At 67.0% G+C, this 22,469-nt stretch carries 18 protein-coding genes; 13 read left to right on the forward strand and 5 right to left on the reverse strand.

The window, feature by feature from the left end; all coding sequences use genetic code 11:
- The first annotated feature begins 140 nt into the window (after window positions 1–140).
- From dnaE to sbcB, 5 genes are all read left to right on the forward strand, one after another.
- Window positions 141–3,674 (forward strand): DNA polymerase III subunit alpha, encoded by a 3,534-nt coding sequence (gene dnaE / locus DA1_RS19780; protein WP_034393024.1) that lies wholly within the window; start codon window positions 141–143, stop codon window positions 3,672–3,674.
- A gap of 133 nt (window positions 3,675–3,807) precedes the next feature.
- Window positions 3,808–4,185, forward strand: coding sequence for an ATP-dependent Clp protease adapter ClpS (gene clpS, locus DA1_RS19785; protein ID WP_012205338.1), 378 nt, complete (start codon window positions 3,808–3,810; stop codon window positions 4,183–4,185).
- A 63-nt stretch (window positions 4,186–4,248) separates the two neighbouring features.
- A complete protein-coding gene (gene clpA / locus DA1_RS19790; RefSeq protein ID WP_012205339.1) occupies window positions 4,249–6,585 on the forward strand; it encodes an ATP-dependent Clp protease ATP-binding subunit ClpA in 2,337 nt (778 codons plus the stop codon).
- Window positions 6,586–6,852: 267 nt separating this feature from the next.
- Window positions 6,853–8,307, forward strand: coding sequence for a cardiolipin synthase (gene cls, locus DA1_RS19795; RefSeq protein WP_034393027.1), 1,455 nt, complete (start codon window positions 6,853–6,855; stop codon window positions 8,305–8,307).
- 37 nt (window positions 8,308–8,344) lie between these two features.
- Window positions 8,345–9,784, forward strand: coding sequence for an exodeoxyribonuclease I (gene sbcB / locus DA1_RS19800; protein ID WP_034393030.1), 1,440 nt, complete (start codon window positions 8,345–8,347; stop codon window positions 9,782–9,784).
- Window positions 9,785–9,920: 136 nt separating this feature from the next.
- Here sbcB and DA1_RS19805 read toward each other — a convergent pair whose 3' ends face one another.
- Window positions 9,921–11,150, reverse strand: coding sequence for a spore maturation protein (locus DA1_RS19805; RefSeq protein WP_034393032.1), 1,230 nt, complete (start codon window positions 11,148–11,150; stop codon window positions 9,921–9,923).
- A gap of 148 nt (window positions 11,151–11,298) precedes the next feature.
- Between DA1_RS19805 and DA1_RS19810 the strand changes: the two genes are divergently transcribed.
- Window positions 11,299–11,694 carry a VOC family protein gene (locus DA1_RS19810; RefSeq protein WP_034393034.1) on the forward strand — a complete coding sequence of 132 codons (396 nt, stop codon included), beginning with the start codon at window positions 11,299–11,301 and terminating at the stop codon, window positions 11,692–11,694.
- Window positions 11,695–11,713: 19 nt separating this feature from the next.
- Here DA1_RS19810 and tam read toward each other — a convergent pair whose 3' ends face one another.
- Window positions 11,714–12,487: a trans-aconitate 2-methyltransferase gene (tam, locus tag DA1_RS19815; RefSeq protein ID WP_174549407.1), complete on the reverse strand. Its 774-nt coding sequence runs from the start codon at window positions 12,485–12,487 to the stop codon at window positions 11,714–11,716.
- A 107-nt stretch (window positions 12,488–12,594) separates the two neighbouring features.
- Here tam and DA1_RS19820 point away from each other — a divergent pair, with 107 nt between their 5' ends.
- Window positions 12,595–13,503, forward strand: a complete 909-nt coding sequence (locus DA1_RS19820) for a LysR family transcriptional regulator (protein ID WP_196248525.1) — start codon at window positions 12,595–12,597, stop codon at window positions 13,501–13,503.
- Between the two features lie 9 nt (window positions 13,504–13,512).
- On the opposite strand, the gene DA1_RS19825 is transcribed toward DA1_RS19820, so the two are convergent.
- A complete protein-coding gene (locus tag DA1_RS19825; protein ID WP_034393037.1) occupies window positions 13,513–14,430 on the reverse strand; it encodes a LysR family transcriptional regulator in 918 nt (305 codons plus the stop codon).
- A gap of 75 nt (window positions 14,431–14,505) precedes the next feature.
- On the opposite strand from DA1_RS19825, the gene DA1_RS19830 reads away from it, so the two are divergent.
- From DA1_RS19830 to DA1_RS19850, 5 genes are all read left to right on the forward strand, one after another.
- Window positions 14,506–15,375: an HpcH/HpaI aldolase/citrate lyase family protein gene (locus DA1_RS19830; RefSeq protein WP_034393039.1), complete on the forward strand. Its 870-nt coding sequence runs from the start codon at window positions 14,506–14,508 to the stop codon at window positions 15,373–15,375.
- 81 nt (window positions 15,376–15,456) lie between these two features.
- Entirely contained in the window at window positions 15,457–16,461 is a 1,005-nt protein-coding gene (locus DA1_RS19835; RefSeq protein ID WP_034393042.1) for a tripartite tricarboxylate transporter substrate binding protein, read from the forward strand.
- A 58-nt stretch (window positions 16,462–16,519) separates the two neighbouring features.
- On the forward strand, window positions 16,520–17,683 hold the full coding sequence (locus tag DA1_RS19840; RefSeq protein WP_012205349.1) for a CoA transferase: 1,164 nt from the start codon (window positions 16,520–16,522) through the stop codon (window positions 17,681–17,683).
- The gene (locus DA1_RS19845) at window positions 17,683–18,540 is read left to right on the forward strand and encodes an amidohydrolase family protein (protein ID WP_034393044.1); all 858 of its coding nucleotides are present in this window, start codon (window positions 17,683–17,685) and stop codon (window positions 18,538–18,540) included. The genes DA1_RS19840 and DA1_RS19845 overlap by 1 nt, the downstream gene beginning before the upstream one ends.
- A gap of 63 nt (window positions 18,541–18,603) precedes the next feature.
- Entirely contained in the window at window positions 18,604–19,596 is a 993-nt protein-coding gene (locus DA1_RS19850) for a tripartite tricarboxylate transporter substrate binding protein (protein WP_034393047.1), read from the forward strand.
- A gap of 20 nt (window positions 19,597–19,616) precedes the next feature.
- Here DA1_RS19850 and DA1_RS19855 read toward each other — a convergent pair whose 3' ends face one another.
- Entirely contained in the window at window positions 19,617–20,762 is a 1,146-nt protein-coding gene (locus DA1_RS19855; protein WP_034393050.1) for a PQQ-dependent sugar dehydrogenase, read from the reverse strand.
- 255 nt (window positions 20,763–21,017) lie between these two features.
- On the opposite strand from DA1_RS19855, the gene DA1_RS19860 reads away from it, so the two are divergent.
- Window positions 21,018–21,719, forward strand: coding sequence for a YebC/PmpR family DNA-binding transcriptional regulator (locus DA1_RS19860; RefSeq protein ID WP_012205353.1), 702 nt, complete (start codon window positions 21,018–21,020; stop codon window positions 21,717–21,719).
- A 72-nt stretch (window positions 21,720–21,791) separates the two neighbouring features.
- Here the strand turns inward: DA1_RS19860 and upp are convergent, their stop codons facing one another.
- Window positions 21,792–22,421, reverse strand: coding sequence for a uracil phosphoribosyltransferase (gene upp, locus DA1_RS19865; RefSeq protein ID WP_012205354.1), 630 nt, complete (start codon window positions 22,419–22,421; stop codon window positions 21,792–21,794).
- Window positions 22,422–22,469 lie beyond the last annotated feature (48 nt).

A 22,469-nucleotide genomic window follows, 5' to 3' on the forward strand; every position in this document is an offset into this window, starting at 1 on the left:
CCGCACAAAGCCTGATTTTCCCGCAACCGGGCCGAAGCATTGTAACGGCCTGCGATGCCCGCCCCGCAGGCGGGGGCGGCGGCAAAGGCATGGCCGTGAACGGGTCCCGGCCTTGCGGAGCTTTCTACAATGGCGCCCATATGTTTGTCCATTTGCGCCTGCACACCGAATTCTCCGTCGTGGACGGAACCAACCGCATCAATGCCATCGTCAAGGCCGCCGCCGAGGATGGGCAGGTCGCACTGGCCGTCACAGACTTCAACAACCTGTTTGGCGGCGTCAAGTTCTACCGCGAAGGGCGGGCCAAGGGCGTCAAGCCCGTGCTGGGCGCGGAAATCCAGATCGAAGGCGAGAACGGCGCCGCCGTCTCGCGCATCATCGTGCTGGTGCAAAGCCCGCTGGGCTACCACAACCTGTCCGAACTGCTGGCCCGTGGCTGGACCCGCAACGTGGTCAAGGGCCAGGCCGTGCACACCTGGGCCTGGCTGCAGGAGCTGGGCGAGGGGCTGATCGTGCTGGCCGGTGCCCAGGCCGGCCCCGTGGGCCAGGCGCTGATGCGCGGCGACGAGGCCGGCGCAGCCGCCGTGGCCCAGCGGCTGGCAGGCATGTTCCCGCACCGTTTCTTCATCGAACTGCAGCGCGCCGGCCGCCAGGACGATGAGGCCCATGTGCTGGCCGCCGTGCAACTGGCCGAGCGGCTGAACCTGCCCGTGGTGGCCACGCACCCCATCCAGTTCTTCGGCCCCGACGACTACGAAGCGCACGAGGCGCGCGTGTGCATCGCCGAGGGCGAGATCCTGGCCAACCCGAAGCGCGTGCGCCGCTTCACGCGCGACCAGCATTTCAAGACCGCCGCGCAGATGCAGGCGCTGTTCGCCGACATTCCCAGCGCCATTGCCAACACCGTGGAAATCGCGCGCCGCTGCAGCCTGACCCTGGTGCTGGGCAAGCCGCAACTGCCCAATTTCCCCGTGCCTGACGGCATGACCATGGACGAGTTCTTCCGCAGCGAATCCTTCAACGGCCTGGAAGACCGCCTGACCCATCTGTATCCCGATCCCACCAAGCGCGAGGCGCAGCGCCCGCGCTACGTGGAACGGCTGGAATTCGAGATCGGCACCATCCTCAAGATGGGCTTCCCAGGCTACTTCCTCATCGTGGGCGACTTCATCAAGTGGGCCAAGCTCAACGGCTGCCCCGTGGGCCCGGGCCGCGGATCGGGCGCGGGCTCGCTGGTGGCCTACGTGCTCAAGATCACGGACCTGGACCCGCTGGAATACAACCTGCTGTTCGAGCGCTTCCTGAACCCCGAGCGCGTGTCCATGCCCGACTTCGACGTGGACTTCTGCCAGGCCAACCGCGACCGCGTCATCGACTATGTGAAGCAGCTCTACGGCCGCGACGCCGTCAGCCAGATCGCCACCTTCGGCACCATGGCCGCGCGCGCGGCCATCCGCGACGTGGGCCGCGTGCTGGACATGAGCTACACCTTCTGCGACGGCATCTCCAAGCTCATTCCCAACAAGCCGGGCCTGCACGTCACGCTCAAATACCCGCCCAATCCGAAGAAGGAGGGCGACAAGTACACCTATGCCATCGAGGCCGAGCCCATGCTGGCCGAGCGCATCGAAAAAGAAGAAGACGTCAAGACCCTGATCGAAATGGCCCAGAAGCTCGAAGGCATGACTCGCAACATCGGCATGCACGCGGGCGGCGTGGTGATCGCTCCGGGCAAGCTCGCCGACTTCTGCCCGCTGTACCAGCAGCCGGGCAGCGACTCCGCTGTGGCCATGTACGACAAGGACGATGTGGAGGCCGTGGGCCTGGTGAAGTTCGACTTTCTGGGCCTGGCCACGCTGACCATCCTGGAGATCGCGCGCGAGTTCATCATCAAGCGCCACAAGGGTCAGGAGAACTTCGCCTTCGAGAACATCCCGCTGGACGATGCGCGGACCTACCAGCTGTTTTCCGAGGGCAAGACCGAAGCCGTGTTCCAGTTTGAATCGCGCGGCATGCAGGGCATGCTGCGCGACGCCAAGCCCAGCCGCCTGGAAGACCTGATCGCACTGAACGCACTGTACCGCCCGGGCCCCATGGACCTGATCCCCAGCTTCGTCGCGCGCAAGCACGGCAAGGAAGTGGTGGAGTACCCGCACCCGCTGGTCGAGCAGGTGCTGGCCGAGACCTACGGCATCATGGTCTACCAAGAGCAGGTGATGCAGACCGCCCAGGTACTGGGCGGCTACTCGCTGGGCGGCGCCGACCTCTTGCGCCGAGCCATGGGCAAGAAGAAGGTCGAGGAAATGGTCATGCACCGCGGGATCTTCCGCGAGGGCGCGGCCAAGCAGGGCATCAGCGAGGAAAAGGCCGACGAGGTCTTCGACCTGATGGAGAAGTTCGCGGGCTACGGCTTCAACAAGTCGCACGCCGCCGCCTACTCGCTGCTGGCCTACCACACGGCCTGGCTCAAGGTGCACTACACGGCCGAGTTCTACTGCGGGAACATGACCGTGGAAATGGACAACACCGACAAGCTCAAGGTGTTGTACGAAGACGCGCTCAAGATGGGCATCAGTTTCGAGCCGCCGGACGTCAACCGTGGCATGTACCGCTTCGAGCCCGTCACCGACAAGGTCATCCGCTACGGCCTGGGCGCCATCAAGGGCACGGGCCAGCAGGCCATCGAGGCCATCGTTGCGGCGCGCGAAGGCCGCGGCGTGGGGCCGCGCGGCGCCGACAAGGGACCTTTCAAGAGCCTGGCCGACTTCTGCGTGCGCGTGGACCGCACGCGCCTGAACAAGCGCACGCTGGAAGCCCTGATCAAGGGCGGCGCCTTCGACGCCATCGAGCTCAACCGGGCGTCGCTGGTGGCCTCCATCGACCATGCCTTCGAGTTCGGCAACAAGACGCTGGCCAACGCCAACCAGGGCGGCCTGTTCGACATGATGGGCGATGACGCCGTGGGCTCCAGCACCCAGGAGCCGCCTCTGGTCGAGGCACTGCCCTGGGGCGTGAAGGAGCGGCTGACCCAGGAAAAGACGGCGGTGGGCTTCTACCTCTCGGGCCACCTGTTCGATGAGGTCGAGAAAGAGGTGCGCCGCTTCGTGCGCACGCCCCTGGCCGAGCTGCGCGACAGTCGCGAGCCCCAGACGCTGGCCGGCATCATCAGCGACTTCCGCGCCATCAACGGCCAGCGCGGGCGGCTGGGCCTGTTCAAGATCGACGATGGCTCGGGCGTGATCGAGGCCTCGGTGGACGAGAACACGCTCAACACCTACCGCGAACTGCTCAAGGACGATGAATTCGTCGTCATCACCGGGCGCCTGCAGCTCGACCATTTCAGCGGCGGCCTGCGCATGAAGGCCCAGCAGCTATGGAATCTGGCAGACGCGCGCTGCCGCTTTGCGCGCTACCTGCAGGTCAGCGTGGGCGAGAAGATGCCTGATGTGCTTGGCCTGCTGCGCCAGTTCCCCGCCGTGGTGGAGCAGGGCGAACATGGCGAGCTGCAGCGCGGCATGAAAGTGCGCCTGGGCCTGGTCTGCGAGGACGAGCGCGGCTCGGCCAGCTGCGAGCTGGCGCTGGGCGATGCCAGCCGCTTCTATCCCAGCGATGCGGCCCTGGCGGCCTGGTACGCCCAGGCCGGCAGTGCCCAGGTCAAGGTGGTCTACGAATAACCCGCAAGGTGGCGCAGCGCCCGATGGCGGCGAGCAGGCACTGCTTTGGTGCGTGCTTGCCGGCCCGGGCGGGCGCCGCGCTTGAATTCTTCAGGCATGCCTCGCATATCCCTTCCGGAAAACAGTGGCTCCGATGGCTAGAATGATTTTCATGGCAACCCAACCCCCTTCGATCCCTCCTGCCATCCCTACAGTGCGGCCCGTGTCCGACGATGACGGTGCCGTGGTGCTGGAGCGGCGACGCCAGCGCGTCCAGCCGCCGCAGATGTACCAGGTCGTGATGCTCAACGATGACTTCACGCCCATGGAATTCGTCATCATCGTCCTGCAGGAACTCTTCGGTAAGGACCGCGAAACGGCCACCCAGATCATGCTCAAGATCCATCTGGATGGCCGCGGCGTCTGCGGCGTGTACTCGCGCGACGTGGCGGCCACCAAGGTCGAACAGGTGCTGCAGGCGGCCCAGAAGGCAGGCCATCCGTTGCAGGCGATGTTCGAGCCTGTTGAATAAACCCGGGCCGCCCTGATTTATGGTTGCAGTCAATAATCCCCAGCAAGCGAAAAGGAGTCATCAATGATCGCCCAGGAACTGGAAGTCAGCTTGCACATGGCCTTTGTCGAAGCGCGCCAGCAGCGCCACGAGTTCATCACCGTGGAACACCTGCTGCTGGCCCTGCTGGACAACCCCAGTGCAGCGGAAGTGCTGCGCGCCTGCTCAGCCAACATCGATGACCTGCGCTCGGCCCTGTCCAACTTCATCAAGGACAACACGCCCCAAGTGGCAGGCTCCGATGAGGTGGACACACAGCCCACGCTGGGTTTCCAGCGTGTGATTCAGCGCGCCATCATGCATGTGCAATCCACCGGCAACGGCAAGAAGGAAGTCACGGGTGCCAACGTGCTCGTGGCCATCTTCGGTGAGAAGGATTCGCACGCCGTCTACTACCTGCACCAGCAGGGCGTGACGCGTCTGGACGTGGTCAATTTCATTGCCCACGGCATCAAGAAGGGCGAACCGCCCGAGCCCGCCAAGGCCGAAAACCCTGCCGAGTCCGAAGAGGGCGCCGGCGGCGAGCGCAACGAAAAGGCTTCGCCCCTGGAGCAGTTCACGCTGAACCTCAACCAGGCGGCCAAGGACGGCAAGATCGATCCGCTGATCGGGCGCGACTACGAGGTCGAGCGCACCATCCAGATCCTGTGCCGCCGCCGCAAGAACAACCCGCTGCTGGTCGGCGAGGCCGGCGTGGGCAAGACCGCGATCGCCGAGGGCCTGGCCTGGCGCATCACCGAGGGCAAGGTGCCCGAGGTGCTGACCGAAGCCGTGGTCTATTCGCTGGACATGGGCGCGCTGCTGGCGGGCACCAAGTACCGTGGTGATTTCGAGCAGCGCCTCAAGGGCGTGCTCAAGTCGCTCAAGGACCGGCCCAACGCCATCCTGTTCATCGACGAAATCCATACGCTGATCGGCGCGGGCGCCGCTTCGGGCGGCACGCTGGACGCGTCCAACCTGCTCAAGCCGGCGCTGTCCAGCGGCCAGCTCAAGTGCATCGGCGCGACCACCTTCACCGAGTACCGCGGCATCTTCGAAAAGGATGCGGCGCTGTCGCGGCGTTTCCAGAAGGTCGACGTGGTCGAGCCCACCGTGGCCGAGACCGTGGACATCCTCAAGGGCCTGAAGTCGCGCTTCGAGGAGCACCACAGCGTGCAATACGCCGCTGCCGCCCTGCAGGCTGCGGCCGAGCTGTCGGCCAAGTACATCAATGACCGCCACCTGCCCGACAAGGCCATCGACGTGATCGATGAGGCCGGCGCCGCGCAGCGCATCATTCCGGTGGAGCAGCGCAAGCAGACCATCGACAAGGCCGAGATCGAGGCCATCGTGGCCAAGATCGCGCGCATTCCGCCCGCCAACGTGTCCAACGACGACCGCAGCAAGCTGCAGACGCTGGAGCGCGACCTCAAGAGCGTGGTCTTCGGCCAGGACAAGGCGCTGGAAGCGCTGGCCTCCTCGGTCAAGATGGCGCGCTCGGGCCTGGGCAAGCCGGACAAGCCGATCGGCTCCTTCCTGTTCTCGGGCCCCACGGGCGTGGGCAAGACGGAAGCGGCCAAGCAGCTGGCCTACATCCTGGGCGTTGACCTGATCCGCTTCGACATGTCGGAGTACATGGAGCGCCACGCCGTCAGCCGCCTGATCGGCGCGCCTCCGGGCTATGTGGGCTTTGACCAGGGCGGTCTGCTGACCGAGGCCGTGACCAAGAAGCCGCATTCGGTGCTGCTGCTCGACGAAATCGAGAAGGCGCATCCGGACATCTTCAACGTGCTGCTGCAGGTCATGGACCACGGCACGCTGACGGACAACAACGGGCGCAAGGCCGACTTCCGCAACGTGATCCTAATCATGACCACGAACGCGGGCGCCGAGACCATCAACAAGGCCTCGATCGGCTTCACCAACCCGCGCCAGGCCGGCGACGAAATGGGCGACATCAAGCGCCTGTTCACGCCGGAGTTCCGCAACCGTCTGGACGCCATCGTCAGCTTCAAGCCGCTGGACGAGCAGGTCATCCTGCGCGTGGTCGACAAGTTCCTGCTGCAACTGGAGCAGCAACTGGCGGAAAAGCGCGTGGAGGTCACCTTCACCGATGCGCTGCGCAAGCACCTGGCCAAGAAGGGCTTCGATCCGCTCATGGGCGCCCGCCCCATGCAGCGCCTGATCCAGGACACCATCCGGCGTTCGCTGGCCGACGAGTTGCTGTTCGGGCAACTGGTCGATGGTGGCCGCCTGGAAGTGGACTGGGTGGCCGACGCCGACGATGCCGACAAGGGCGAAGTCAAGCTCGACATCACGCCCCAGCCCAAGCAGGACCCGGCGTCCGAGCCGGCCGAGCCCAAAGAGGCCACTGCCGATTGAGATGAAACACCCCCTGAGGCGCTGCGCGCCTTCCCCCTCTCTACCCGCTGCGCGGGGGAGGGGGACAACACCCTCGCCGCGGGGCGGCGCGGCCGGCGTAGGCCCTTGCTCGGTGTCCATGGCCTTGGGGCGCGCCGGTTTCATTGCGTCCGGGTGGCGCTTAGCGCTGCGGGTGCCTGATATGCGTATCGTCTGATACCCACCGCACAAGCCGACAGTCCCACGGGCTGCCGGCTTTTTCTTTGATCGCCTTTCGGGAGAGCTTGTGTGCAGTGGATTCATCAGCACCTGACCCAGGACAACGCGACGTGGCTGTTGTCGGTGACCTGGTCGGTCTATGTGGTGATCGTCGCGGTGTGGATCCTTCTGCAGCGCAGCGCGCCCGTGGCCACGCTGAGCTGGCTTCTATCCATGGCGGCGATTCCTGTGGGCGGGCTGGCCATTTACTACTTCTTCGGCCCGCAGCGGCTCAAGCGCCAGCGCATCAAGCGGCTGCGTGCGCGCAAGACATCGCGTGTGCGAACAGGCGTGCAGCGCCTGCGCGAGCGCATGCCGGGCAGCTCGGAACGCCTGCACCAGGTCGCGCGGCTGGTGGCGGCCACCAGCGACTTTCCCGTCAGCACGGCCGCCGACCTGCGGCTGCTGGTGGGCGGCGCTGCCACCTTCGACGCCATCATCGAGGCGGTGAACGCGGCGCGCCACCACATCCACCTGGAGTACTACATCTTCGAGCCGGACCAGACCGGCACGGCCCTGCGCGACCTGCTGATACAGCGGGCCCGCGCAGGCATACAGGTGCGCCTGCTGGTGGATGCCCTGGGTTCCAAGAAGCTGGGACGGCGCTTTCTGCAGCCGCTGGAGGATGCGGGTGCCGAGGTCGCGCTGTTCCATGGCACCAAGATCGGCCGGCGGCTGCGCCCGGTCATCAACTTCCGTACCCACCGCAAGATCCTGGTGTGCGACGGCAAGGTGGGCTTCACGGGCGGCGTCAACGTGACCGATGAAGAGAACGCGCGTGTCATGCCCGATGCCTACCACGACGTGCACCTGCGCCTTGAGGGCGCCATCGTCAACTGGCTGCAGACCGTGTTCCTCGAAGACTGGGCCTATGCGCTGGAAAAGGACCCCAAGAACGAGCCCGCCGACATCGACCTGCTGCTGCCGGATGCGCCCGAGGGCCCGCTGCCCGTGCAGATCATCACCTCGGGCCCCGACAACGGCCTGCAGGCCATCTACCGCGCCCATCTGGCGGCCATCAACGCGGCCGAGGAACGTGTCTGGCTGACCACGCCGTATTTCGTGCCGACGGAGGCCGCGCTGGCAGCGCTCACCAATGCCTCGCTGCGCGGTGTCGATGTGCAGCTGCTGGTGCCACGCCGTTCTGACTCGGCCCTGGTCACGGCGGCTGCGCGCTCCTACTACGACGAGCTGATCCGCTGCGGCGTGCGCGTCTACGAGTACAAGGCACGCATGCTGCACTCCAAGACCCTGGTGGTGGACGACAACATCGCCATCATCGGCACGGCCAACTTCGACTACCGCAGCTTCTTCCTGAACTACGAGGTCTGCGCCATCGCCTACGGGCCTGCGCTCAACGGCGATCTGGCCAAGCAGTTCGAGGCCGATCTGGAGCAGGCCCAGCGCGTGCATTTCAAGCGCGACCTGGGCTTTGCGCTGCGCCTGTTCGACTCGGGCGCGCGGCTGTGTTCGCCCCTGCTGTGAGGGCCGGTGGCTCGTTTTTCGCAGGCATACTCGCCCGATGGCCCATACCTTCTTCTGGCACGACTACGAGACCTTCGGCGCCCAGCCGCGCTATGACCGGCCCGCGCAATTCGCGGGCATCCGCACGGATGCGGAACTCAATGAAATCGGCGAGCCCGTCATGTGGTACTGCCAGCCGGCAGGTGACTACCTGCCCGATCCGCAGTCCTGCCTGATCACCGGCATCACCCCCCAGCAATGCCTGGAGCAGGGCATGCCCGAGGCCCAGTTCGCCGCCCACATCGAGGCAGAACTGGCCCAGGCCGGCACCGTGGGCGTGGGCTACAACACCATTCGTTTTGACGACGAGATCACGCGCTTCATGTTCTGGCGCAACCTCATCGACCCCTATGCGCGCGAATGGCAAAACGGCTGCGGGCGCTGGGACCTGCTCGACGTGGTGCGCATGGTCTATGCGCTGCGCCCCGAAGGCATTGCCTGGCCGAAAAAGGAGGATGGATCCCCAAGCTTCAAGCTCGAGGACCTGGCCCGCGCCAACGGCCTCCTGCACGAAAAGGCGCACGACGCGCTGTCCGACGTGCGCGCCACCATTGGGCTGGCCCGGCTGATCCGTAAGGTCCAGCCCAGATTGTTCGACTTCGCCTTCTCGCTGCACAAGAAGGACCGCGTGCTGCAGGAAATGGGCCTGCCGGCCGAGCCGGCGCATGCACGGCCCTTCCTGCACGTCAGCGGCATGATCCGGCCCGAGCGCGGCTGCATCGCCGTCATGTGGCCGCTGGCCACGCACCCCACCAACAAGAACGAGATCATCTGCTGGGATCTGGCGCAGGACCCGTCCGAGCTGGCCTCCATCGACGTGGACACGCTGCGCCTGCGCCTGTTCTCGCGCGCTGCCGACCTGCCCGAGGGCATGCAGCGCCTGCCCATCAAGAGCATCCACGTCAACAAGTCGCCCATGGTGGTCGGCAGCCTCAAGACGCTGAGCCCGGTCATGGCCGCGCAATGGGGCATCGATGTGGAGCAGTGCATGGGCCATGCGGCCATTGCACGTGACCTGCCCGACATGAGCGCGCTGTGGCGTGCCGTTCACCAGCGCCCTGCGCAGGAAGGGCTGGATGCCGACCAGGACCTGTACGGCGGCTTTGTGGGCAATGAGGACCGGCGCCGCCTGAACCACCTGCGCAGCCTGTCCGCGCAGGAGCTGGCGCTGGACCGCACGGGCTTCGACGATGCCCGCCTGACCGAACTGCTGTTCCGCTACCGCGCCCGCAACTTCCCCGCCAGCCTGAACCCGGCCGAGCGCCAGCGCTGGCTGCAGCACTGCGCGGCCTGCCTGATCGAAGGCAAGGGCGGCGCACGCACGGCCGAGCAGATGTTTGCCATGGTCGATCAGCTATCGGAGAGTGCCGACGAGCGCGGCGAGGAGATCCTGGGGGCGCTGTATGACTATGCCGAGGCGATCATGCCGGAACTTTAGTCCCCCTGAGCCGCTGCGCGGCTTCTCCCGAGAGGTGCGACACCCTCGCGGCGAGGCGGGGCGGGTGGCGTAGGCCCTTGCTCGGTGTTCGTCGCCTTGGGCCGCGTCGGCTTTAGGCGCAGCGCCCATTTTGCCTTCATCCGAAAAATTTGTAGCAGACGACGATGGCCGCCACCACGCCGGCCAGTTCGGCGATGAGGGCGCAGGGCACGGCGTGGCGGGCACGCTGTATGCCTACGGCGCCGAAGTAGACGGCCAGAACGTAGAAAGTGGTTTCGGTGCTGCCCTGGATGGTGGCGGCCGCCAGGGCGGCGAAGCTGTCCACGCCCTGGGTCTGCATGGTCTCGATCAGCATGGCGCGCGCCGCGCTGCCCGAGAAGGGTTTGACCAGGGCCGTGGGCAGGGCGTCCACGAAGCGCGCGTCCATGCCCAGGGCATCGACCACCCAGCGTATGCCCGACAGCGCGTACTCCAGCGCACCCGATGCGCGGAACACGCCCACGGCGCAGAGCATGGCCACCAGGTAGGGCAGCAGGCCCTTGGCCACGTCAAAGCCTTCCTTGGCACCTTCGATGAAGCTGTCGTAGACCGCGACCTTGCGCCAGGCGCCCAGGGTGACGAACAGCACGATCAGGGCAAACAGCGTCAGGTTGCCCAGCAGCGATGACAGCTGCGCCAGCGCGGCCGCCGACAGCGTGGCCAGAAAGGCCATGAAGCCAGCCAGCGCCAGGCCCAGCGGCAGCAGATAGCCCAGCACCACGGGGCTCCACAGCGGCAGCCTCTGCACGGCGGCCACGGCCAGCAGGCCGACCAGGGTCGAGGCCGAGGTGGCCAGCAAGATCGGCAGAAAGACCAGGGTGGGATCGGGCGCACCCTGCTGCATGCGGTACATGAAGATGGTCACGGGCAGCAAGGTCAGCGACGACGCATTGAGCACCAGGAACAGGATCTGCGCATTGGTGGCGGTGTCGGGCCGGGGATTGAGTTCCTGCAGCGAGCGCATGGCCTTCAGGCCCATGGGCGTGGCCGCGTTGTCCAGTCCCAGCCCGTTGGCCGCGAAGTTCAGCGTGATCAGGCCCAGGGCCGGATGGCCGCGCGGCACCTCGGGCATGAGCCTGGCGAACAACGGGCCCAGCACGCGCGCCAGCCACTCGACCACGCCGGCCTTCTCTGCGATGCGCAGAAAGCCCAGCCACAGCGTCAGCGTGCCGAACAGCAGCACCATGACCTCGACCGACAGCCTGGCCATGGCAAACAGCGCCTGCACCATGGCCGAGAAAATCCCGGCCTGGCCGCCGACCAGCCATTGCGCCAGCGCAGCCACGGCCGCCACCAGAAAAAAGCCCAGCCACAAGGCATTCAGCATGGATTCCCCTCCCTCACGAGGCAATTGCAAGCCGCCATTGTGGGGCCAGCTGCAGGGCTTACGGGCCAGGGCGGCAGGGCATTGACAGCGCTCCGTTATCCTCGCGGCCCCGCAGTCCGAGGACCGCACCATTGCTGCAAAGGATTCCATGCCCCAGGTGATAGGACAGGTAAGCGTCGCCGTGCGCGACTATGACGAGGCGCTGCGCTTTTATGTGAGCGCGCTGGGCTTCGTGCTGATCGAGGACACCGCCCTGTCCGAGGGCAAGCGCTGGGTCACCGTGGCCCCGGGTGGCGGCGGTGTGCGCCTGCTGCTGGCCCGCGCCACGAACGAGGAACAGGCCGCGCGCGTGGGCAACCAGACCGGCGGGCGCGTGTTCCTGTTCCTGCAGACCGACGACTGCCTGCGCGACTTCGAGGCCTACCGCTCGCGCGGCGTGCGCTTTGTGCAGGATCCCCAGCGCAAGCCCCACGGCACCGTGGCCGTGTTCGAAGACCTCTACGGCAATCTGTGGGATCTCATCGAGCCGCATCCTGCGCGTTGAGGGCCGAAGGCGCGCTGCTTCAGCGGCTGGCCACGATGAACAGCCTGGGGAATGGCAGCAGCACCGTGCCATCGTCCAGCGCGGGGTAGGCCTGGGAGATGGCCTGCAGATACGCTGCGTAGAAGCCGGCCTTTTGTTCCTCGTCCAGCGGCGCGACGAAGGGACGCAGCGCCGAACCCTTGAACCACTCAACCACCGCAGCATGGCCGCCCGCCAGCGGGTGGAAGTAGGTGGTGCGCCAGACATCGACGTTGCTGCAGTGCGGGCGAAGCAGGGCGTAGTAGAAGTCCGCGCTGTGACGTGCGGGGTGGCGCACATCGCCAATCGTGGCGGCCCATGGGCCGCTGGCGGCCACTTCGCGTGCCAGCCGGTGGGCCGGTTCTTCCAGGTTGTCCGGCGTCTGCACGGCCAGGCTGCCACCGGGTGCCAGGTGGCTGACAAGGCGCGGGTAAAGCTGCTGGTGGTCGGGCAGCCACTGCAGCGAGGCATTGGCCAGGATCACGTCCTGCGGCTGGTCGGGCTGCCAAGTGGCGATGTCGGCCAGGGAGAAGGCCGTGCCCGGCAGCCGCTTGCGTGCGGCATCCAGCATGTCCTCGGAATTGTCCAGTCCCGTCACGGTGGCCTCGGGGAAGCGCTGGGCCAGGACCTCGGTGGAGTTGCCGGGGCCGCAGCCCAGGTCCACGGCCAGCCGCACGGCGCGGCCAGGCAGATCGGGAATGGCGGCCACCAGGTCGCGCACGGGGCGCGTGCGTTCCTGCTCGAACGTTGTGTACTGCTTTGCGGACCAGGTCATCGTGTTGCCTTTCAGGTGGGTATGTTTGTGGGGCGCGAGCGTAAATCCGTCCATCCATGATTGCAAATGCCACAATTGAAGTCTTCCCATACCTTGAAAGTATTGATGTGCCCGAGCTTCGCCAACTGCGCGCCTTTGTCGCCATCGCGGAGGAAGGTCACATCACGCGTGCGGCCGAGCGCCTGGGCATGCAGCAGCCGCCGCTGACGCGGTTGCTGCAGGGCCTGGAACACGAATTGGGCGTGGAGCTGGTGCAGCGCCTGCCGCGCGGCGTGCGGCCCACGGCGGCGGGGCTGGCGCTGCTGGAAGAGTCCAAGGCGCTGCTGGAGCGCTGTGACGTGCTGGCCGAGGTGGTGCGCCGCGCCGCCCGGGGCGAGACGGGCCGGCTGGCCGTGGGCTTCACCAGTTCGGCCGCGCTGCATCCCTTTGTCCCCGGCGTGCTGCGCATGTTCCGCCAGCAGGTGCCCGGCGTGGCCGTGGCACTGGAGGAGGCGGGCACGGGTGAACTCATGGATGCATTGCTGCACGAGCGGCTGGACGCGGCCTTTGTGCGCTCGCCGCTGCATGGCAGCCAGGGGCTGCAGGCCGTGCCGATTCTGGAGGAGCCCATGCTGCTGGCCCTGCCTGCAGGGCATGCGCTGGCACGCCCATTGCGCCGGCCCGTGCCCCTGCCGCAGCTCGCCTCGGAGGATTTCGTGCTGTACCGGCGCAGGGTAGGGCAGGGCCTGTACGACGCCATTCTCAAGGCCTGCCTGGAGGCGGGTTTCAGCCCGCGCGTGGTGCAGGAGGCGCCGCGCATGACGGCCACGCTGAGCCTGGTCTCGGCAGGGCTGGGGCTGTCCATCGTGCCGGCCTCCATGCAGCGCCTGCGCAGCGACGGCATTGTCTACCGTGCGCTGTCCCAGTGCCCCGGGTTGGCCGCTCCCCTGCATCTGGCCGCGCGCGTGGGCGATGCGTCGGCCGTGCTGCGCAGGTTCCAGGACCTGGTTGCCACGGCGGCCGTGGCAGAGTCCTGAAGGTGCGGACTATGGTGTCCTGGTTGCTGCGCGTGCGGCAGCGCGCGGGCCGCCGCGCTGCTTGACCACGGTGCGTGCGCAGTCCACCAGCCTGTGGATCAGCGGCAGCCGTGCCGACGAGCGCAGCCACATCACGCCAAAGCGCCGCGACTGCGATTCCTCGGGCAGGGCCAGGCGCACCACGCCCTGGCCATCGGGCAGGTTCAGTGCCGTGTCTGGCACCAGCGAAACGCCCAGGCCGCGCTCCACCATCATGGCAATGGCCACCAGCGAGCTCAGTTCAAAGCGTTCCTGCGGCGCAATCTGCGCGGCGCGCAGGTAGCGCTCCACCATTTGCCCGCCGCCCAGGCTGCGGTCATAGCGGATCAGCGGCTGGGTGCGCAGCAGCGTGTGCGGGTCCAGGTGCGCCAGCTGGTGCGGCACCAGCAGCACCAGCGGCTCCTCGCGCAGCAGTGTCCAGTCGAAGGTCTTGGCCAGGGCGAATGAGGGGTGCAGGCAGACAGCCGCATCCAGCTCGCCCTGCTGCACGGCCTGGTACAGCTCGCGCGTGGTGGCCGAGCGCAGGAAGACCTTGGTCTGCGGGCACTTCTTCACAAAGCCCGCCAGGATGTCGGGCAGCAGGCTGTGCAGGGCCGTGTTGATGGTGCCTATCACCAGCTCGCCGTCGGCGCCATCATGGTTGACATGGGTCTTGGCGTTGGCCAGCTCGCGCAGCAGCAGCGGGGTCGATTGCGACAGCCGGTGGCCGGCTGGGGTGGGCAGCACGGTGCGGCCTGCGCGGGCCAGCAGGGGGGCGTCGAACTCGCGCTCCAGGATGCGGATCTGCTGGGCCACGGCGGCGGCCGTGATGTTCAGGCGCCGCGCGGCCTCGGCCATGGAGCCCGTCTCGACCACGAGCAGGAAGCTGTGCAGGTAGCTGGTTTCCATAAACAAAGAATTTGTGTGGTTTGAACAAATATTACCTGTGTTTCTCTTGGCTTTCTGCCGCCCACAATGCGGTGCATGAGAAGCAAACTGTTTGTTCCTGCATCGCGTCCCGAGTTGTTCGCCAAGGCCCTGGCCGGCGAAGCCGACGCACTGTCCTTCGACCTGGAGGACGCGGTGGCCGAGGCCCGCAAGGACGAGGCGCGCGGCCTGCTGCGCAGCTTCCTGCTCAGCCCTGAAAGCCGGGGCCACGGCAAGACGCTGATCGTGCGCGTCAACGCCATGGACACGCCGCATTTCGGTGCCGACATCGCCGAGATGGTGCGCGACGGCGTGCACCTCATCAACCTGCCCAAGCCCGAGACCGTGCAGCAGGTGCGCGAGGCCGCACAGCGCATTGCCGAGGCGGCAGATGCCAACGGCGTGGCCCAGGCGCCTGGCCTGCTGCTCAACATAGAAACACCCCGCGCCCTGCGCTGCGCTGCCGAACTGGCCAGCGCCCATGCCAGCGTGGCCGGCCTGCAGATGGGTCTTGGCGATCTGTTCGAGCCCTTTGGCGTGAACCGGCGCGAGCCCGCCGCCATTGCCCAGGCGCTGTTTGCCGTGCGCATGGCCGCCGCCGAGGCCGGCGTCTACGCCTACGACGGCGCCTTTGCCGACATCCGCGACAGCGAAGGCTTCAGCGCCGAGGCCCGCCTGTCGCGCGGCCTGGGCTTTCTGGGCAAGACCTGCATACACCCCAGCCAGATCGCCCTGGCCAATGCGGTCTACCAGCCCACCGAGCAGGAAATCGGGCACGCCCTGAAGGTGGTGGAGGCGGCCCGCCAGGCAGATGCCAACGCCCTGGGCGCCTATGTGGTGGACGGAAAGATGGTGGACAAGCCCTTTGTGCTGCGTGCCCAGGCCATCGTGGCTGCGGCGCACGCACAAGGGCTGCTGGCGGCCTGAACGGGCGGCCGGCAATCCGGTGCCCCGGCATCCCGCATGCCGGGCATCCCCATGACAAGAAACAGTACAGGAGACAAAGACATGAGCATTTCCCATTGCCGCGCGCGGCGCAGGCTGGTGGCGCTGGCCGCCACCACAACGGTGGCCACGCTGGCCGGGCTGGCTTCGCCGGGATTGATGGCGCAGGGCGCCTTCCCGTCCAAGGCCATCACCATGGTGGTTCCCTATCCGCCGGGAGGCTCCAACGACGTGTTCGCACGCCAGGTCGCCAAGGAAATGGGCGATCTGCTCAAGCAGACCGTGATCGTGGACAACCGGCCCGGCGCCAGCGGCAACACCGGCACGGCCTCGGTGGCCAAGGCGACGGCGGACGGCTACACGCTGGTGGCGGTCTCGTCCAGCATGACCACGAATGCCGCGGTGCAGGCCAAGATGCCCTTCGACCCCGTCAAGGACCTGGCGCCCGTGGCCATGTTTGCCAAGGGCCCGCTGGTGGTGGCCGTGAACAACGAATTCCCGGCCAGGACGCCGCAGGATCTGGTGCGCGCCATCAAGGCCAGCCCGGGCCAGTTCAACTACGCCACCTCGGGCACCGGCAGCATCAACCACTTCGCGACCGAGATGATGCGCTCCATGGTGCCGGGCATGGACATCATGCATGTGCCCTACAAGGGACAGGGTCCGGCCGTGACCGACGTGATCGGCAACCAGGTGCAGATGCTGGTCTCCAGCGGCCCGTCCATCCTGCCCATGGTGCGCAACGGCAAGCTGCGCGCCATCGGCATCACCAGCCTCAAGCCCAGCCCCATTGCGCCGGACCTGACGCCCATGGCAACGGCCATCCCGGGCTACGAATTCGATCTGTGGTGGGGGCTGCTGGCGCCTGCGGGCACGCCCGCCGACATCGTGGACCGCCTCAACCAGGCCGTGAACCAGGTGCTGGCCAAGCCGACCATCCAGGCCAGCTTCCTGCGCGAAGGCGCCATTGCCAACCCCGTGACGCCGCAGCAGTTCGCGCAGGTGATCCGCAGCGACGTAGCGCGCTGGAAGCAGCTCGCCAAGGACCGCAATATCCAGGCCGACTGAACCCGGCCTTTGGCGGGAGGTGCCCCAGGCCTTCCCGCTTCCCTATCAGGAGAAACGAATGAGTTTTGTGCCCGGTGAACGCCAGGGACCGAAAGGCCCGCTCAGCGGTGTGCGCGTGCTGGATCTGAGCGCCTATATCGCGGGGCCTTATGGCTGCTCGCTGCTGGCGGACCAGGGCGCCGAGGTGATCAAGGTCGAGCCGCCCGTGGGCGACAACCTGCGCAAGTACCCCTCCACGCTGGAAGCTGAAAGCCGCGCCTTCCTGGGCGTGAACCGCAGCAAGTGGGGCATGGTGCTGGACCTGAAGGATGAGGCCGACCACGCCGTGCTGCTGCGCCTGGTGCGCGAGGCCGATGTGCTGGTCCACAACTTCCGGCCCGGCGTGCCCGAGCGGCTGGGCATCGGTTTTGCGCAACTGGCCGCCATCAACCCACGCCTCATCTATTGCAGCGTCACCGGCTATGGCAGCCGCGGGCCGCTCAAGGCCAAGGCGGGCTACGACCAGGTGCTGCAGACCATGACCGGCATGTGCGCCATGCAGGGCAAGGCAGGCGGGCCGCCCGAGATTCTCTATGGCTCGGTGGTGGACTACTACGCCTCGGCCCTGGTGGCGGGCGGTGTGTCGTCGGCGCTGTACGAGCGCGAGAAAAGCGGGCTGGGCCAGCATGTGGGCGTGTCCCTGCTGCGCGCGGCGCTGACCATGCAGTCCGCACGCATGGTCTGGGCCGAGGGCGAGCCGCGCGAGGTGGGGCGCGACATGCGCTCCGGCGGCATCACGGGCATCCACCCGACGCGCGAAGGTTATCTCTACATTTCGGCCAACACCGCGCATTTCTGGGCGGCGCTGTGCCGCAAGCTGGATCTGCCGGAGGTGGCCAGCGACGAGCGCTACGACTCCGTGCGCAAGCGCGCCCAGCACCGCGATGTGCTGGTGCCCCTGCTGCGCCAGGCGCTGGCGGGGCGCAGCGCGCTCGAATGGGAAGCCTTGTTCGGCGAGGAAGTGCCCTGCGCGGCGGCCCGCACGGTGGAAGACATGTTCGACGACCCGCAGGTGCAGGCCGAGGGCATGGTCACCCGCTTCGAGCACCCGACCCTGGGCAGCTACCGGGGCTTTGCCGGCGCCGTCGAATTCGACCGCACACCCGGCCCGCCGGCCTTTGCCGCGCCCACGCTGGGCCAGCATACCGAGGCGCTGAAGGCCGCCGCGCAAGAGAGCCGCTGATGCACGCACTGCCCGCTGGCGCCTGCGACGCCCATCTGCATGTCTTCGATCCGCGATTTGGTACGCGATTTGGTACGCGTTTTGATACGCGTTTTGATACGCGTTTTGGCGCCCATGCCACGGCTGCCGACTATGCGCAGCTGCGCGGCGCCATGGGGCTGGAGCGGGCCGTCATCGTCCAGCCGCGTGCGCATGGCACGGACAACCGCGCCACGTTGCACGCCATCCAGTCGCTGGGCGCTGCAAGCACGCGCGGCATTGCCGTAGTGCACCCCGATATCACCGACGCACAGTTGCAGGCGCTGCATGACGGCGGCATTCGCGGCATCCGCTTTTCGCTGCACACCGAGCACGATGCAGCCGTGCGGCTGGACATGCTGGAGCCGTTGGCCGAGCGCATTGCCGCGCTGGGCTGGCATGTGCAGCTGCACTGGCTGGCCAGCCAGATCGAGGCCCATGCGGCGCTGCTGCAGCGGCTGCCATGCACCCTGGTGTTCGACCACATGGCGCGGCTCGCTGACAGTGCTGACGGCGCTGGCGTACACCAGCCCGCCTTCGGCGTGGTCCGCGGGCTGGTGCAGCAGGGCAGGGCCTGGGTCAAGCTCTCGGGCCCGTATCTGAACAGCCGGGCGGGCCTGGCCGCAGGCTATGCCGACTGCGACGCGCTGGCGCAGGCCTGGGTGGCCGAGGCCCCGCAGCGCCTGGTCTGGGGCAGCGACTGGCCCCATGTCACCGAAGCTGCTCATCCGCCGCAGACCCCCATGCTGCTGGCGCTGCTGTCGCGCTGGATTCCCGATGCGGCGCTGCGCGCCCGCGTGCTGGTGGACAACGCCGCCGAGCTGTACGGATTCGATTGAGGGTGCGGGGCACGCAAGCCTCGCAGCCCAGGTTTTCACCATTGAGCAACAGGAGACAGAAACGTGAAGAAGATCAAGACACTGCGGCCCGCCATGACGGTGCTGGCCTTGGGTATTGGGGCGGGGCTGGGCCTGTTCCAGGGCACGCTGCATGCGGCCGACTATCCGGCCGCGCAGGCCATCACGGTCGTCGTGCCGTTCTCGGCCGGTGGCGGTGCGGACAATGCGGCGCGCATCATCGCCAAGGCGCTGGGCGAGGTCTCGGGCCAGACCGTGGTGGTGGACAACAAGGCCGGCGCCAGCGGCGCCATTGGTGCCGCCCTCGTGGCGCGCGCCAAGGCCGATGGCTATACGGTGCTGTATGACGCATCGTCCTTCGCCATCAACCCCGCGTTGCGCAAGCTGCCCTATGACCCGGCCAAGGACTTCATTGCCGTGTCCCAGGCCATCAGCGTGCCCAACATCCTCGTGGCGGCGCCGTCCTCGCCCTACAACAGCCTGGCCGACTTCATGAATGCCGCGCGGCAAAAGCCCGGCAGGCTCACCTATGCCTCCTACGGTCCGGGCAGCCTGGCCCAGATGGCGACGGAACTGCTCAAGGCAGACGCCAAGTTCGATGCCGTCCACGTTCCCTACAAGGGTGGGGCGCCCGCCATCGTCGATGTCATGGGCGGCCAGGTCGATGTGTACTTTGCCAACGCGGCCTCCAGCATCAACTACGTCAAGGGCGGCAAGCTCAAGGCGCTGGCCGTGTCCTCGGCCAAGCGCATGCCGGACCTGCCCGACGTGCCCACGGTGGCGGAAAGCGGCATCAAGGGCTTCGAGGTGACGGAGTGGAACGGCTTCTTCCTGCCTGCGGGTACGGCGCCCGAGACTGTGCAGAAGCTGCAGGACCTGGTGCAAAAGGCCCTGGCCTTGCCGGCCACGCGCGCCAGCCTTGAAAAGCTGGGCCTGACGCCGGTGGGCAGTTCCTCCGCCGCCTTCACGGGCTTCGTGGCGGCCGAGCGCAAGCGCTGGGATGCCGTGGTCAAGGCCAACGGCATCACCGTGCAGTGAGCCGCCGCGCGTGACGGGGCTCAGGGCGTGGCGGTGACGCGCAGCAACTGCCCGTCCTGGGCGTCCGTCAGCAGGTAAAGCCAGCCGTCCGGTCCCTGGCGGACATCACGGACGCGCTGGCCCAGGCGCGGCAGTACCTGCTCGCTGGCCGTTACCTTGCCGGACCTGACCGTCAGGCGCTCCAGCCTCTGGAACTTGAGCGAGCCCACGACCAGCGATCCCTTCCACTGCGGCCCATAGCGGTCACTGGTCACGAAGGCCATGCCCGATGGTGCAATCGAAGGCACCCAGTAGTGCTGTGGCTGCTCCATGCCCTCCTTGCGTGTGATGCCCGCGCCGATCTTGCCGCCGCCGTAGTTCTCGCCATGGGTGATCACGGGCCAGCCATAGTTCTTGCCCGCCTCGGGCCGGTTGACCTCGTCGCCGCCCTGCGGGCCGTGCTCATGCATCCACAGGCTGCCATCGGGCCCCAGCGCCGCGCCCTGGGCGTTGCGGTGGCCGTAGCTCCAGATCTCGGGCCTGGCATCTGCACGGCCCGCGAACGGGTTGTCCCCGGGCACGCTGCCATCCTTTGCGATGCGCACGATCTTGCCCAGGTGGCTTTTCAGGTTCTGGGCCTCTTCCTTGTAGCGCGAGCGTTCGCCCAGCGCCAGGAACAACGTGCCATCGCTCTTTCCTTCCACCATGCGCTCAACGATGCGGCAGCCGAAATGCAGCGCGCTCGCGTACTTGGGGCGCTGCGAGAACAGTACTTTCACCTGCTCCAGCCGGCTGGCATCGTCGGACAGCCGCGCGCTGGCCAGCGCCGTGCTGTTCTTGCTGCTGTCGGCGCCGCTGCCGGGCTCGGAGTAGCAGAAGTACAGCTGGCGGTTGCGCGCGAAATCGCTGTCCAGCACCACGTCCAGCAGGCCGCCCTGGCCTGCGGCCTCCACGGCCGGAAGGCCTGCCAGAGGAGCGCCCAGCCTTCCGTCGCCCTGCACGATGCGCATGCGGCCCGGCCGCTCGGTCACCAGGTGGCGCCCATCCGGCAGGAAAGCCACGGCCCAGGGATGCTCCAGGCCTTCGGCGACGATTTCGGTGGAGAGGTTGGGGCTGCCGGCGGCCCACAGTGCACCGGACAGGCCCAGGGTGCTGATGCCGATGGCGGCGGATAGGGATGGCGGCATGCCGATGTTCCTGTGAAGAGGGGGCAAGAGGGACGCCCGACTGCGCTGCAGCGCAGTCGGGCGGCTTTGATCTGGCAAACATCATGCACGACGCGGCCAGAGCCAGCGGCGCCCTGTCAACCACTGCGCAAAAAGCCCGCGCAGCCACTTGCGCGGGTGTATAAACAGCGCTCTTTCGGCGCCGGGCCGGGTCCCTGCGTGGGGCGGTCGGCGGCGCCTCCTACCCACCAGAGAATCCGCAAGGGAAAAGCAGCCATGGGCGCGCAATGGAAAGCAAAGGGCAAGGCGCTGGTCGCCGATGCCAAGGGAAAGCTGTTTGGCAAGCTGGCCAAGGAAATCATCGTCGCGGCGCGCGCCGGCGCCGATCCGGCAGGCAACTCGCGCCTGCGCATGGCCGTGGAAGCCGCCCGCAAGGCCTCCATGCCCAAGGACACGCTCGAGCGTGCGATCAAGAAGGGCTCGGGCGTGGGTGCCGACGCCGTCAACTACGAGCGCGTGGTCTATGAAGGCTACGGCCCCAACCGCGTGCCCGTGATGATCGAGTGCCTGACCGACAACGTGAACCGCACGGCGCCCAACATGCGCGTGTGTTTCCGCAAGGGCCAGATGACGGCCGTGGCCTGGGACTTCGACCATGTGGGCATGATCGAGGGCGAGCCCGAAGGCGGTGCCGATGCCGAGCTGGCCGCCATCGAGGCCGGCGCACAGGACTTCGAGCCCGGCGAGGAAGAGGGCACGACGCTGTTCATCACCGACCCGACGGACCTGGATACCGTGAGCAAGGCGCTGCCGGCCCAGGGCTTCAAGGTGCTGTCGGCCAAGCTGGGCTACAAGGCCAAGACGCCGGTCAGCATGGCCAGCCTGTCGGCCGAGCAGCAGGAGGAAGTGCAGGACTTCCTGGCCGGCATCGAGAACGATGATGACGTGCAGCACGTCTACGCGGGCCTGGTGGATTGATCCCGCTGCCCCCCGCTCCCAAGCAAAAAAGCCGCACGATGTGCGGCTTTTTTGTGGGTGCGTGCACCAAGCCTACTTGGTGCCGAAGATGCGGTCGCCCGCGTCGCCCAGGCCCGGCAGGATGTAGCCGTGCGCGTCCAACTGGCGGTCCACGGCGGCCGTGTAGATGTCCACGTCGGGATGGGCCTTTTGCATGGTGGCCACGCCTTCGGGCGCGGCCAGCAGGCACATGAACTTGATGGACTTCGGGTTCAGCTGCTTCAGGCGCGCCACGGCGGCGGCTGCCGAGTTGCCCGTGGCCAGCATGGGATCGACGACCAGCACGTCGCGCTCTTCCATCTCGGAAGGCATCTTGAAGTAGTACTCGACGGGCTGCAGCGTCTCGGGGTCGCGGTACAGGCCGATGTGGCCGATGCGCGCACCGGGCACAACATTGAGCATGCCGTCGAGGAAACCGTTGCCGGCGCGCAGGATGGACACCAGCACCAGCTTCTTGCCGTCGATGACCTTGCCGGTCATGGTCTCCAGCGGGGTCTCGATCTCGATGTCCTGCAGCGGCATGTCGCGCGTGATCTCGTAGGCCATCAGCGTGGACAGCTCGCCCAGCATGCGGCGAAAGCTGTTGGTGCTGGCTTCCTTGCGGCGCATCAGCGTGAGCTTGTGTTGGACCAGCGGGTGGTCGATCAGGTGCAGAGTACTCATGGTTTTCTTCTGGAAAAAAGGGGTGCCGGCATTTGCGGCCGGCGCCAG

Source organism: Delftia acidovorans NBRC 14950 (assembly GCF_001598795.1).
In the GTDB taxonomy this organism is placed as follows: Bacteria; Pseudomonadota; Gammaproteobacteria; order Burkholderiales; family Burkholderiaceae_C; genus Comamonas; species Comamonas acidovorans.

What these genes read in the sequence shown, in the direction of transcription:
- dnaE (WP_034393024.1), top strand. Translation starts at nt 141, where the DNA reads ATGTTTGTCCATTTGCGCCTGCACACCGAATTCTCCGTCGTGGACGGA.
- clpS (WP_012205338.1), top strand. Translation starts at nt 3,808, where the DNA reads ATGGCTAGAATGATTTTCATGGCAACCCAACCCCCTTCGATCCCTCCT.
- clpA (WP_012205339.1), top strand. Translation starts at nt 4,249, where the DNA reads ATGATCGCCCAGGAACTGGAAGTCAGCTTGCACATGGCCTTTGTCGAA.
- sbcB (WP_034393030.1), top strand. Translation starts at nt 8,345, where the DNA reads ATGGCCCATACCTTCTTCTGGCACGACTACGAGACCTTCGGCGCCCAG.
- DA1_RS19805 (WP_034393032.1), bottom strand. Translation starts at nt 11,150, where the DNA reads ATGCTGAATGCCTTGTGGCTGGGCTTTTTTCTGGTGGCGGCCGTGGCT.
- DA1_RS19810 (WP_034393034.1), top strand. Translation starts at nt 11,299, where the DNA reads ATGCCCCAGGTGATAGGACAGGTAAGCGTCGCCGTGCGCGACTATGAC.
- tam (WP_174549407.1), bottom strand. Translation starts at nt 12,487, where the DNA reads ATGACCTGGTCCGCAAAGCAGTACACAACGTTCGAGCAGGAACGCACG.
- DA1_RS19825 (WP_034393037.1), bottom strand. Translation starts at nt 14,430, where the DNA reads ATGGAAACCAGCTACCTGCACAGCTTCCTGCTCGTGGTCGAGACGGGC.
- DA1_RS19830 (WP_034393039.1), top strand. Translation starts at nt 14,506, where the DNA reads ATGAGAAGCAAACTGTTTGTTCCTGCATCGCGTCCCGAGTTGTTCGCC.
- DA1_RS19835 (WP_034393042.1), top strand. Translation starts at nt 15,457, where the DNA reads ATGAGCATTTCCCATTGCCGCGCGCGGCGCAGGCTGGTGGCGCTGGCC.
- DA1_RS19840 (WP_012205349.1), top strand. Translation starts at nt 16,520, where the DNA reads ATGAGTTTTGTGCCCGGTGAACGCCAGGGACCGAAAGGCCCGCTCAGC.
- DA1_RS19845 (WP_034393044.1), top strand. Translation starts at nt 17,683, where the DNA reads ATGCACGCACTGCCCGCTGGCGCCTGCGACGCCCATCTGCATGTCTTC.
- DA1_RS19855 (WP_034393050.1), bottom strand. Translation starts at nt 20,762, where the DNA reads ATGCCGCCATCCCTATCCGCCGCCATCGGCATCAGCACCCTGGGCCTG.
- DA1_RS19860 (WP_012205353.1), top strand. Translation starts at nt 21,018, where the DNA reads ATGGGCGCGCAATGGAAAGCAAAGGGCAAGGCGCTGGTCGCCGATGCC.
- upp (WP_012205354.1), bottom strand. Translation starts at nt 22,421, where the DNA reads ATGAGTACTCTGCACCTGATCGACCACCCGCTGGTCCAACACAAGCTC.